Annotated in this window: 9 protein-coding genes; 5 read left to right on the forward strand and 4 right to left on the reverse strand. The window is 67.7% G+C overall.

Annotation, left to right across the window (positions count from 1 at the left end; all coding sequences use genetic code 11):
- Positions 1-528 precede the first annotated feature (528 nt).
- From ACZ5AC_RS07200 to ACZ5AC_RS07220, 5 genes are all read left to right on the forward strand, one after another.
- Positions 529-798, forward strand: a complete 270-nt coding sequence (locus ACZ5AC_RS07200; protein WP_464250270.1) for a hypothetical protein — start codon at positions 529-531, stop codon at positions 796-798.
- Between the two features lie 436 nt (positions 799-1,234).
- Entirely contained in the window at positions 1,235-2,365 is a 1,131-nt protein-coding gene (locus ACZ5AC_RS07205; RefSeq protein ID WP_464250271.1) for an efflux RND transporter periplasmic adaptor subunit, read from the forward strand.
- Between the two features lie 11 nt (positions 2,366-2,376).
- Positions 2,377-5,553 carry an efflux RND transporter permease subunit gene (locus ACZ5AC_RS07210; protein WP_464250272.1) on the forward strand — a complete coding sequence of 1,059 codons (3,177 nt, stop codon included), beginning with the start codon at positions 2,377-2,379 and terminating at the stop codon, positions 5,551-5,553.
- 1 nt (position 5,554) lies between these two features.
- Positions 5,555-6,964, forward strand: a complete 1,410-nt coding sequence (locus ACZ5AC_RS07215; RefSeq protein WP_464250273.1) for an efflux transporter outer membrane subunit — start codon at positions 5,555-5,557, stop codon at positions 6,962-6,964.
- Positions 6,965-7,083: 119 nt separating this feature from the next.
- A complete protein-coding gene (locus ACZ5AC_RS07220) occupies positions 7,084-7,341 on the forward strand; it encodes a hypothetical protein (protein ID WP_464250274.1) in 258 nt (85 codons plus the stop codon).
- Between the two features lie 111 nt (positions 7,342-7,452).
- On the opposite strand, the gene ACZ5AC_RS07225 is transcribed toward ACZ5AC_RS07220, so the two are convergent.
- The 4 genes from ACZ5AC_RS07225 to ACZ5AC_RS07240 form a co-directional block, all read right to left on the reverse strand.
- Positions 7,453-8,661 (reverse strand): MFS transporter, encoded by a 1,209-nt coding sequence (locus ACZ5AC_RS07225; protein ID WP_464250275.1) that lies wholly within the window; start codon positions 8,659-8,661, stop codon positions 7,453-7,455.
- A complete protein-coding gene (locus tag ACZ5AC_RS07230; RefSeq protein ID WP_464250276.1) occupies positions 8,658-8,966 on the reverse strand; it encodes a winged helix-turn-helix domain-containing protein in 309 nt (102 codons plus the stop codon). The genes ACZ5AC_RS07225 and ACZ5AC_RS07230 overlap by 4 nt, the downstream gene beginning before the upstream one ends.
- 248 nt (positions 8,967-9,214) lie before the next feature.
- Positions 9,215-10,771: a bifunctional UDP-sugar hydrolase/5'-nucleotidase gene (locus tag ACZ5AC_RS07235; protein ID WP_464250277.1), complete on the reverse strand. Its 1,557-nt coding sequence runs from the start codon at positions 10,769-10,771 to the stop codon at positions 9,215-9,217.
- Positions 10,772-10,784: 13 nt separating this feature from the next.
- Complete coding sequence (locus ACZ5AC_RS07240) at positions 10,785-12,035, reverse strand: NupC/NupG family nucleoside CNT transporter (protein WP_464250278.1); 1,251 nt, start codon at positions 12,033-12,035, stop codon at positions 10,785-10,787.
- Positions 12,036-12,048: the final 13 nt, after the last annotated feature.

Consider the following 12,048-nt stretch of genomic DNA (forward strand, 5'->3'; position numbering starts at 1 on the left):
CGGTGAAAAGAGCGGGGCTACCCGCGTCGCCCGCAGCGCCGGCAACGAAGGATGGACAGGGCGCCGGCCTGCCTTCGAGTTTGCGAAGCCGCAGCGGTTTGCTTGCGGAAATGGGCATACGGGTTTCCATCGACAGTTCCTGGCTGCTGACATGAAGAACGCCGGCGGATCGGACCGGGCCGCGAAGCATGCAGACGCCCGATGCCGATGCGCGAGCAGGGCAAAATACTGAGTAACAGCCGTTTTCGACTACAATAATGTAGTACGTAATCACTACGGGAAATTATTACCATTGTCATCCATGAACGCGCCCGGCGGTCCTGAGCCTGCGACGACGGCAGGGCTTGCGTCTGCCCCGACTGGGCAGCAGTAAAAGGAGGGGGGCGTAGGGGAACGGGGCGGCCGGGAAGCATTGCCTTTGACGGCCCGCCGATGACGCTATCTGTGCCTCTGCTGACGAAACACCTTTTCCAGGACGAAAATTCGCATGAAAAACGTCATCATATGGGCGTGGGGCAAGGCGGGCGCATGGTCGCCAATCTGCTGCACGGCGACATCACGGTCAGGGCCTTCTGCGATAGCGACGAGTCAAAACGGGGAGCCGGCCTGGACGGCGTCCCCGTGGTGCCGCCCGAGGCCATCCCGGACATGGCGCCCGACGCCGCCTTCAAGAGCGGTCCGGCTGTTTTCGCCGAGGCAGCAGATCGCCGTTTTGGGAGGCCCGCTATGCCCCGCCCTTTCCGGACGCGCGATGATCCAGCGCGATCCGGCCTCTCTGGCCGCACTTGGGGCATTTGATCCCGGACTCGGAGCCCTCGCACCTCACGCAATACTGCACATGGCAGGAGATGCACCGATACAGCGCGGGATGGGGTATTTCCTTGCCGCAGGCCGGGCATGTTTTTTTCTGTTCTTCCATTGGAGGGCGCTCCTGCTGGATGTGTATCGGACCGCCCTTCTTCCATCCATCGCCCGATCCGTGTCAAGACGCCATGTGCTCCGAATAACGGAATTATCTTGCCGCTGCTTGAAATCGGGCGTATTCGTTTCACATTTCCCGCAGCGGACCGCGAATCCGGGCGGCGGCTTCGCCCTTCCCGAAAATGCGGTTCGCGCTACGCGCCTCACCGATTCCTGATCTTCCCTTCACGACTACCGGCAAGCGAAGAGAGAGGGGCCGCCGATGATGCCAGAACTTCGACCGGAACCGTCATGGACCGCGAGACTGTCGACATTGGCGGCAATCGCGCTGCTGGCCGCAAGCCTGTGCGCCTGCGGGAGCGACAAGGGGGCTCCGGCGCCGGCGTCCGCCCCCCCGTCCGTTTCCATCCAGGAAGTCGTCGCGCGGGACGTGCCCGTGGACTTCGAGTACGTCGCCAGGACGCAGAGTTCGCACCTGATCAACATCCAGGCGCGGGTCAGCGGCTTCCTCGACCGGCGGCTGTACGAAGAGGGAGCGCCGGTCAAGGAAGGCCAGGTCCTCTTCCAGATGGACAAAAAGCCCTTCCAGGTCCAGCTGGCCCAGGCCGAAGCCGCCCTCAGCAAGCAGGAGGCGGCCTATGAGACGGCCCGGCGCAACCTGGCCCGGACCAAGCCCCTGACCGAGCAGAACGCCCTGTCCCAGAAGGACCTCGACGACGCGACGGGCCAGTACCAGTCGGCGGCCGCCTCGGTCGAGCAGGCCAAGGCCCAGGTCGAGGCGGCCAGGCTCGACCTATCCTACACGACCATCACCTCCCCGGTGGACGGCGTCAGCAGCGCGGCCCTGCAGGCCGACGGCACCTACATCAACCCCCAGAACAGCCTGCTGACGACGGTGGCCGTGCTCTCGCCCATGTGGGTGAACTTCAACATCTCCGAAAACGAGATGCAGCAGTTCCGGGACCAGATCGCCCAGGGCCGGCTGATCACTCCGGCGGGCAAGGAGTACGAGGTCGAGATCGTGCTCGTCGACGGCTCGCTCTTCCCGCACACCGGGCGCATGACCTTCGCCGAGCCGTCCTACGACCCGCAGACGGGCACCTTCCTGGTCCGCATCAGCGTCCCCAACCCGCAGGGCCACCTGCGGCCGAACCAGTACGTGCGGGCGCGCCTCAAGGGCGCCGTGCGGCCCGGGGCCATTCTCGTGCCGCAGCGCGCAGTGCAGCAGGGCGCCAAGGGCCACTTCGTGTGGATCGTCGGCGCGGACGGCAAGGCCGAACAGCGTCCCGTGACCGTCGGGAACTGGCACGGCGACGACTGGTTCATCTTCGAGGGCCTGCAGGGCGGCGAGCGGATCGCCGTCGACGGCACCCTCGCGCTCCAGCCCGGCATGGCCGTGTCCGCGAAGCCCGCCGGCGCCGGGCCCGCGGCGGGCGCCCAGTAACGGGAGGCGGCATGTTCTCCAGATTCTTCATCGACCGCCCCATCTTCGCCACGGTCGTGGCCGTCATCGTCTGTCTGGCCGGTCTCGTCGCCATGACGGCGCTGCCCGTCGAACAGTACCCGCCCATCACGCCCGTGCAGGTCACGGTCCAGGCCACTTACCCCGGCGCCGACTCCCAGACCCTTGCCGATTCCGTGGCCGCGCCCATCGAGGCGCAGATCAACGGCGTCGACAACATGCTCTACATGTCCTCGGCCAGCTCCTCCACCGGGCAGCTGACCCTGACGGTCTACTTCGGCCTCGACACGAACCCGGACATCGCCCAGGTGCAGGTCCAGAACCGGGTCAACCTGGCCCTGCCCCAGCTGCCCGAGGCCGTCTCGCAGCTCGGCGTCTCGGTGCAGAAGAAGGCGTCCTCGATCATGATGCTCATCGCCGTCTACGCCGAGGAAGGGCGCTACGGCAGCGGGTACATCGCCAACTACGCCAACGTCTACGTGCTGGACGCCATCAAGCGGGTGCCCGGCGCCGGGCAGGCGCAGATCATGGGCTCGCCGGACCAGGCCATGCGCATCTGGATGAACCCGGACCGCATGGCGTCGCTGGGCATCACCACCAGCGACATCCAGCAGGCCGTGGCCAGCCAGAACGCGCTCTACGGCGCCGGCCAGATCGGGCAGCAGCCCACCGCCGGCCCGGTGCAGCTGACCCTCCCCGTCGTCTCCCAGCGCCCCTTCACCGAGCCGTCGCAGTACGAGCGGATCATCCTGCGCGCCAACCCCGACGGCGGCGGCATCGTGCGCCTGGGGGACGTGGCCCGGGCCGAGGTCGGCATGCGGCAGTACATCCTCGAAGGCAAGCTCAACGGCACGCCGGCCACGTTCATCGCCGTCTACCAGCAGCCCGGGGCCAACGGCCTGCAGGTCTCCAAGGACGTCCGCCGGGCCCTGGAGGAGATGAAATCCCGCTTCCCCAGCGGCCTCGACTACGCCATCTCCCTGGACACCACGGATTTCGTCCGCCTGTCCATCGAGGAGGTCATTCACACCCTCTTCGAGGCCATCGCGCTGGTCGTGCTCGTGGTCTATCTCTTCCTGCAGAACTTCCGGACCACCGTCATCTGCACCGTGGCCATCGTCGTGGCCCTGGTCAGCACCTTCGCCGGCATGCTGGCCCTGGGCTTCTCCATCAACCTGCTGACCCTCTTCGGCCTGGTCCTGGCCATCGGCATGGTCGTGGACGACGCCATCGTCGTGGTCGAGAACGTCGAACGCAACATGGTCCTGCACCACCTCCAGCCGAAGGATGCAACCATCCGGGCCATGCAGGAGATCTCCGGCTCCCTCGTGGCCGTGGTCCTGGTCATGGCCTCGGTCTTCATCCCGGCGGCCTTCCTGCCCGGCTCCACGGGCCAGCTCTACAAGCAGTTCGCCATCACCATCGTCGTGTCCGTGGCGGTCTCGGGGTTCGTGGCCCTGACCCTCACCCCGGCCATGTGCGGGGTGCTGCTGCGGCACAGCCAGCCGCCGACCCGCGGCTTCTTCGCCTGGTTCAACCGCGGCGTCGACGCCCTGACGCGCGGCTTCGGCCACGCCGTGACCCTGGTCATCCGGCGCATGCTCGTGGCCTTCGGCGTCCTGGCCGTCCTCGTCTACGCCATCGTCCACCTCTTCGAGGTGCTGCCCACGAGCTTCGTGCCCAACGAGGACCAGGGCTACGTCATGGCCGCCATCGTCATGCCCGACGGGGCCAGCCTGGACCGCACGAGGGCCGTGGCCGACCGCGTCGAGGGGATCTTCGGCAAAATTCCCGGCGTGGACACGCGCACCCAGCTCACGGGCTACAGCCTGCTCGACAGCGGCTTCAAGACCAACGCGGGGACGTTCTTCGTGACGCTCAAGCCCTTCGAGGAGCGCTACGAGTCCGTCAAGCGGGCCGTGGCCGAGAACGCCCGGGCCGTCCTCATGGCCCTGCACAGGGAGGCCGCCGCCATCGGCGAGGGCCTGGTCCTGCCCGTGGCGCCGCCGGCCATCCCGGGCATCGGGACCACGGGCGGCTTCGAGTTCTGGATCCAGGACACTGCGGCGGGCGAGCCGGCCAGGCTCGACGCCCTGACCCGCGAGTTCCTGGCCAAGGCGCGCACGCGGCCGGAGCTGACGGGACTGAGCAGCACCTTCCGGGCCACGACCCAGCAGCTGCGCATCGACGTGGACCGGGAGAAGGCCAGCCTGCTGGGCGTGCCCGTCAAGGACGTGTACAGCGCCGTCCAGGCCCAGTTCGGGTCCCTCACGGTCAGCCAGTACAACGAATACAGCCGGGTCTGGTGGGTCGTCCTGCAGTCCGAGCCGGCCTACCGCCAGCACCCGGCGGACCTGACGCGCCTGTACGCCAGGTCGGGCGACGGGGGCATGGTTCCCCTCTCGGCCCTCGTCACCACCGCCTGGGTCGCGGGCCCGGACCTCCTGCCGCACTTCACCGGCTTCCCGGCCGCCAAGGTCAACGGCAGCGCGGCCGCCGGATTCAGCTCCGGCCAGGCCATCGCCGCCATGGAGGAGGTCGCCGGGGAGGTGCTGCCCGCCGGGTACGCCTTCGCCTGGTCCGGACTGGCCTTCGAGGAGAAGCAGGCCGGCGGCACGTCCATGCTGGCCTTCGTCTTCGGCCTGGTCATCGTCTTTCTCGTGCTGGCCGCGCAGTACGAATCCTGGACCCTGCCCGGGTCCGTGATGATGGCCGTGCCCTTCGGCGTGCTCGGCGCCCTGACGGCCAACTGGCTGCGGGGCCTGGAGAACGACGTCTACTTCCAGATCGGCCTGCTGGTGCTCATCGGCCTGGGCGCCAAGAACGCCATCCTGCGGGTCTCCTTCGCCGTTGAGCTGCGCCGCCAGGGACGCTCCATCATGGAGGCCACCATCGAGGCCGGCGAACAGCGCCTGCGCCCCATCATCATGACCTCGCTGGCCTTCGCCTTCGGCGTGCTGCCCCTGGCCATCGCCATGGGCGCGGGCGCCAACGCCCGCCACTCCATCGGCACGGGCATCATCGGCGGCATGATCGGCGAGACCACGCTGGCCATGCTCTACGTGCCGCTTCTGTTCTACCTCTTCGACCGCTTCGCCGAACGCTCCGAGGAAAAGCGGGCGGCGAAGCGCAACGCGGCCGAACCGCCGGAACAGCCGGAGGGACAGTGACATGCGCGCCCTCGTGACCCTCGCCCTCATGCTCCTCATGGCCGGCTGCACTGTCGGGCCGGACTACGCCCGCCCGCCCCTCGACGTGCCGCAGACCTTCGCCAACGCCGACCGGGACGCGAACCAGACCGCCAACGTCGACTGGTGGCGGCAGTACGGGGACCCGGAACTCGACGCCCTGATCGCCGAAGCCCTGACCGGCAACCGCGACATGGCCATCGCCGCGGCCAACATCGAACAGGCGGCCGCGGTCTTCACCCAGTCCCGCTCGCCCCTGTTCCCGCAGATCGGGTACAGCGGCACCGCGACCGAGGAACGCGCCAGCGAGACCGACGAGCCGCTGCTGTACTCGGTCATCGACAACCCGAAATCGTCCTTCCAGACCCTGGCCGGCGCGAGCTGGGAGATCGACCTCTGGGGCCGCATCCGGCGGCTCTCGGAGGCCGCCCGGGCCGAACTCCTGGCCACCGAGGCGGCCTGGCAGGGCGTGACCCTGTCCCTGGTCTCGTCCGTGGCGCAGAGCTACATCCAGCTCCTGGGCCTCGACGAGCAGCTGGTGGTGGCGAGGCGGACCCAGGCCGCCTATGCCGAGTCGCTGCGGATCTTCGAACTGCGCTTCGCCTACGGCCAGGTGTCGCAGATGAACGTGGTCCAGGCCCGGTCGCAGTACGAAACCGCCGCGGCAGCCATCCCCAGGCTGCAGTCGCAGGTCGAACAGACCGAAAACGCCCTGTCCATCCTGCTGGGGCGCAACCCCGGGCCCATCCACCGCGGCAAGGCCATCGGCGAGCTCAGTCTGCCGCCGGTGCCCGTCGGGCTGCCCTCGGACCTCCTCGCCAGCCGTCCCGACATCCGCCAGGCCGAACAGCGCCTCGTCGCCGCCAACGCGAACATCGGCGCGGCCCGGGCCCTCTACTTCCCGACCATCACCCTGACCGGAGCCTACGGCTTCACGAGCTCGGAACTCTCGGACCTGTTCAAGGGGACGTCGCGCATGTGGAGCTACGCCGGGTCCGTGACCGGGCCGATCTTCACGGGCGGGGCCGTCACGAGCGGGGTCCGGCAGGCCGAGGCCGCCCGCAAGGCGGCCCTCCTGTCCTACGAGGCGGCGATCCAGAGCGCCTTCGCCGACGTCGAGAACGCCCTGGACGCGCAGGCGCGGCTCACGGAGCAGATGCGGTCCGAGGAGCGCCTGGTCGGGGCCAACAGCGAATACGTCCGCCTGGCACACCTGCAGTACGAAGGGGGCTATGCGCCCTACTCCACGGTTCTCCAGGCCGAGCAGCAGCTCTTCCCCTCGGAGCTCAGCGCCGTGCAGACCCGCACGGCGCTGCTGACCTCCCTCGTGAACATCTACAAGGCCATGGGAGGCGGCTGGCGGGCGGCCCCCGCCCCGTCCGCCGCGCCCTGACGAGCCGGCCGCAAATGACAATCTTGACCTTCATTCCAGACATGGTTAGTCGACATACATAATTGTATGACATCGCGTGCCGCTATGCGGCGCCGCATCGTGACGAAGGAGATGAAGACGTGATGCTCTACGTGATAGGCTGGATCGCCGTGGGAGCCTGCGCCGCGCTCGTGGCCGGCGCCAAGGGCAGAAACCCTGTCGGCTGGCTGGTCCTGGGAGCGTTTTTCGGCCCCCTGGCGACAACGGCCGCCTGCTTCATGCCCGCCGTCCTCAACAAGGAGGCCCAACCCGCACCTGTTCGCAGGATCTGTCCGCACTGCACGAACGAGATAGCCCCGTCCGCGCGGCTGTGCCGGTGGTGCAAACGGCTCGTCTGACCGCCCATCCCCCGCGTGAGTCCGCCAGGACACGCCCGTACCAGACCGCTCCGGGAAACCGGGGCGGTTTTTTGATTCTCAGGCAACCCGCTGAGGGGCCGGCACGGTCGGTCAGGTCATCTCCCCGGCTGCCGCATTTTCGGAAGCGGCATGCGGCAGCCGGAAGAAGCGCCATGTCAGCGGCGCAGTGGCCAGGACAAGCACAACGCTCATGACGATGGACGTCGCGTAGGATCCTGTCGCATCGGCGACCATGCCCCCCAGGGGCGGTCCGATTAGCGCAGCCAGGCCGTACCAGAGGAAACAGACGGGATACAGACGGGGAAACATCCGCATCCCGAACAGGTCGACGACGGATGACGCGTAGACGACGAAACACCCGCCAAACCCAAGACCCGTCAGCAGAACCGCGGCGAACACGAACGGGGGTGTGGACGGCAGCACGAAAAGCAGCATGCTCAGGCCCAGGAAGGCCTGGGACAGGACGATGGTCCGGCGCGTGCCGATGCGGTCGTGAACCTGCCCCCAGCCTATCCGGCCGAGAGCGTTGCCGAGGGCGAAGACCGAAATGGCCAGCGTGGCCGCGGAATTCCCCAAGCCCAGGGACAAGGCGATGGGCTTGAGGTTGCCGACCACCAGCAGTCCGGCGAAGGTGCCGCAGAACATGCCCAGACAGAGCAGCGCGAAATTTGGCGACCGCAACAGGCCGGGCGGAAGCGACGTGTCGCCGTCGGCAGGCCCGAGGTTTGCGGCGCTTCGCCCGTGCCGCGGCTCGCGCAGGAGCATGGCGCTGCATGCCGCGATCAGGCCGGAGCCGATCCCGACGACACGGAAGACATGCATCACGTCCATGGCGCGGGTCACCAGCAGGTACTCGGCCACGAGGCTCAAAAGCATGGCGCCGGCCCCGAAGCCGGCCACGGAGACGCCGGTCACGAGCCCCTTCTTGTCCGGAAACCACTGCATGCAGACCGTCAGGGGGCAGATGTAGCCGAAGCCGATCCCGGCCCCCGTGACGACGCTAAGGCCCAGGAACAGCGGGATGAAACCTCCCTCAGACAAGGACGCGATCAGGTACCCCGCGGCGAACAGCAGCGCGCCCACAAGCGCCGAAAGGCGCGCCCCGTGCCGCTGCATGAAGCGCCCGGCGGGGATCATGACGCAGGTGAAGACCGCGATGGTGGCGCCGAAAATCAGCCCGCACTGGCTGGTGGTCAGGCCGTAGCCGGCGGTGAGCAGCGGGACGAACTCGCTCCAGGCGTATATGCCCCCGAGGATCATCTGGAACAGGCACCCCGCGGAGAGGACGACCCACTTCATGGAGCACCTGCCGTCGCCCGCTCCAGCACCGCGAGGACGTCCCCGATGCGGCAGCCGCTTTCCAGGGGGTGACGGAGGTGCCTGTCGCGATCGATGGTGTAGGCGACCCGCCGCCCCTCGCGTTCCCCCTCCAGGAAGCCGTCGGCCCTCAGCTCGGCGACGATGCGCTGGACGGCGCGCTCCGTGATGCCGACCTCGAGCGCGATGTCACGCATGCGCATGTGCGGGTCCCTTGAAAGACAGAAAAGAACGTGGGTATGGTTGGTCAGAAAAGTCCACATGGACTCCTGGGGCGTGCTGCTCATCATCGGCCTCCTGAGCGTTGGAACAAGGACGTTGCGGTTTGAAAGTCCGGCTTGCGGCATATGATTCACGAAATCAATGTCGTGAATGAAAGCGCAGCTATCTGCCTGACACTGTTCTGTCAAGCACGAAGCGCATTCAGCAGGCTATGCGCCGCGCGAAACCGGCCTGGGGTGTACGCGAGGGCGTTGACGAGAGGCTGACGACGGGGGCGAGGATGGCGGCCGTCTGTGGAGCGACGGAGGGCCGTTCACTCCCGGCGCACCGCCCCGGTCGGGGCATAGGCTGCCGGGACGAGGGGAGAATGGCGCGTGATGAACTCCCGCAGCACGTCGGCGTCCACGAAGCCCGTGTTGACGAAGCCCTGGCGGTTGTCGACCCGGGGGTAACCGTCCCCGCCCGCGGCCAGGTAGCTTTCCAAGGCCACGGTGAACACCCGCTCCGCTTCCAGGGGCCTGCCGTTCACGGTTACCTCGCTGACGACTCCGCCCCGCAGCGTGAACCCAACCCCCGCGTACTGCGCGAAGCCTCCCGAGCCGGGCGGCAGGGACGCCGTCAGTCGCAGGTACTCGGCCAGCTCCGCGCCGGTCATGTCCACGGTGCAGACGGTGTTTCCGAAGGGCTTCACGGTCAGCACGTCCTTGTAGGCGATCGGCCCGGCCGCGAGACCGGCGCGGATGCCGCCGGAATTCATGACCGCTGCGTCGGCCCCGGTCTTCTCCATGATGGCCAGACAGGCCAGGTAGCCCAGGGCGGTCTGGGTGCTGCGCATGACGGCGCGGTCGGCGGCGAAATCTCCGGCGGCATGTCCGATGACCGTGCCCAGGGCGTCCTGCCCCTTCTCCTGGAACGGCGCGAGCAGGGCCAGCATCTCCGGATCCTCGGGAACCGGCTGCCTGGATGAGTCCCCGGTCAGATTCACGGGCAGGAGGGATCCGCCGGCCAGACGCACCCGATCTCCATCGACAAGCAGATCTACCCGGCCGACAAACTTGCCGTACTCGCCGGCCTGGACGATGACTGTTCCGTTCTCGAGCACCGGGGCGTCCAGCCGCGTGTGCGAGTGGCCGTCCACGATGAGGTCGATGCCGGGCACCGAGCGGGCCAGGATCTCCGACCCCGTCTGCGGCATGCCCGGAAGCTCGCTCTGCTCGTAGCCGAGATGGGTCAGGGCGACGACCACGTCGGCCTGGCCACGCAGTTGCGGGACAAGCTCGCGGGCCTCGTCCACGGCCGGACGGAAGGTCAGGCCCTTGATATGCTCCGGGTTGCCGACAACGGCCGTGGCCTCGGTGGTCAGGCCGAACACGGCCACCGTCAGGCCGCGCAGCCTGAACAGACGGTAGGCGGGAAAGAGGCGTTGTCCCGAAGAGTCGTAGATGTTGGCCGCCAGCAGCGGGAAATCCATCCAACCCTGCTGCCTGCGCAGCACGGACAGGGGGTTGTCGAACTCGTGATTGCCCACGGCCATGGCGTCGTAGCCCATGGCGTTCATGCCGCGGATGTCCGGCTCGGCCGTCAGCATGTCGGATTCGGGCACGCCGGTGTTGACGTCCCCGGCATCGAGCAGCAGCACATGGCCGCCCCTGGCCGCCGCCTCGGCCCGCACCCGGTCGACCACGGTCTTTCGCGCGGCAAGGCCGTATTCACCCTTGGAGCTCTTCCAGAAACGGCCGTGATGGTCGTTGGTGTGCAGGATCGTCAGGGTCTGGGGAGCAGCCGGCCCGCCGTGCTGCAAAACGGCGCAGCCGCACAGGAGCAGGACGGCCAGGGCCGGGATGAGCCGAAGCAGCTTGTGGAAACGCATGCGATACCTCCGTTTACATGAGGACGCCGACCATGGCGCCGGTCATCATGGTGGCCAGGACGCCGGCCAGCACGGACCGCGCCCCCAGTTCGACGATTTCCCCGGCGCGTTCCGGGGCGATGCGGGACAGGCCGCCGATGAGGATGCCCAGGCTCCCGACATTGGCGAAGCCGCACATGGAATAGGTCATGATCGTGATGCTGCGCCCGGACAGGGTCCCGGCCGGCAGCGCGGCCATGTCCAGGTAGGCAAGCAGTTCGTTGAGCACGATCTTGGTGCCCATGAGACTGCCCGCCGCGTGGGCCTCGCTCCAGGGGACGCCCGTCAGCCAGACCAGGGGGGCCATGACGTAGCCCAGGATGCGCTGCAGGGTCGGCGCCTCGCCTGCCACGTCCGGCAGCAGGCCGAGCAGTTGGTTGCACATGCTGACCATGGCCAGCAGCACGACCAGCAGCGCCGCGACGCTGATGAAGACCTTCACGCCCAGGGACGCGCCCTGCACCAGGGCGTCCATGGAGCTGCGGCTCTGGGAAGGGGGCGAGACATCGCCCAGGGTGGGCTGGCCGGATTCCGGGATCATGACCCCGGCGATGAGGATGGACGCAGGCACGCTGATCAGGGAGGCCGTCAGGATGTGCCCCAGGGCGTCGGGCAGGACCGGGGCGATGATGCCCGCGTAGAGCACGAGCACGGTCCCGGCGATGGTGGCCATGCCGCAGGTCATCAGGGTGAAGAGCTCGCAGCGGGTCATGGACGCGACATAGGGGCGCACGAACAGCGGGGCCTCGACCATGCCCGCGAAAATGTTGGCCGCGCACCCGATGCCCAGGGCCCCGCCGATGCCCATGGTCCGCTCCAGGGCGAAGGACAGCCCCCGGACCAGCACGGGAATGATCTTCCAGTGGTACAGGAGCGACGACAGGGCCGCGGTGACCACGATGACAGGCAACCCGCGGAAGGCGAAGATATAGGCCGCCCCGGAATACGGCTCCTCGAAAGGCAGGGCCCCGCCGCCCAGATACCCGAACACGAAGCTCGTCCCGGCCCGCGTGCCCTCTTCCAATATTTGCATGATCCGGTTGAGCACCAGAAATACATCCCGGAACATGGGCAGCTTGAGCAGCATCACCGCCAGCGCAAACTGCAGCGCGAGCCCGATGACGACGAGCCGCCCTCTCACGGCCCTGCGGTTCTCGGACAGGAGCCAGGCGATGAGCACAAAGGCCGCCAGGCCGAAGGCGCTCTGCAGCATGGCGAAAGACATAGGGGAACTCCTG

This window comes from Desulfomicrobium aestuarii (assembly GCF_055385525.1).

Coding starts and splice junctions, on each gene's coding strand:
- ACZ5AC_RS07200 (WP_464250270.1), top strand. CDS start 529: ATGGTCGCCAATCTGCTGCACGGCGACATCACGGTCAGGGCCTTCTGC.
- ACZ5AC_RS07240 (WP_464250278.1), bottom strand. CDS start 12,035: ATGTCTTTCGCCATGCTGCAGAGCGCCTTCGGCCTGGCGGCCTTTGTG.
- ACZ5AC_RS07230 (WP_464250276.1), bottom strand. CDS start 8,966: ATGAGCAGCACGCCCCAGGAGTCCATGTGGACTTTTCTGACCAACCAT.
- ACZ5AC_RS07235 (WP_464250277.1), bottom strand. CDS start 10,771: ATGCGTTTCCACAAGCTGCTTCGGCTCATCCCGGCCCTGGCCGTCCTG.
- ACZ5AC_RS07215 (WP_464250273.1), top strand. CDS start 5,555: ATGCGCGCCCTCGTGACCCTCGCCCTCATGCTCCTCATGGCCGGCTGC.
- ACZ5AC_RS07225 (WP_464250275.1), bottom strand. CDS start 8,661: ATGAAGTGGGTCGTCCTCTCCGCGGGGTGCCTGTTCCAGATGATCCTC.
- ACZ5AC_RS07210 (WP_464250272.1), top strand. CDS start 2,377: ATGTTCTCCAGATTCTTCATCGACCGCCCCATCTTCGCCACGGTCGTG.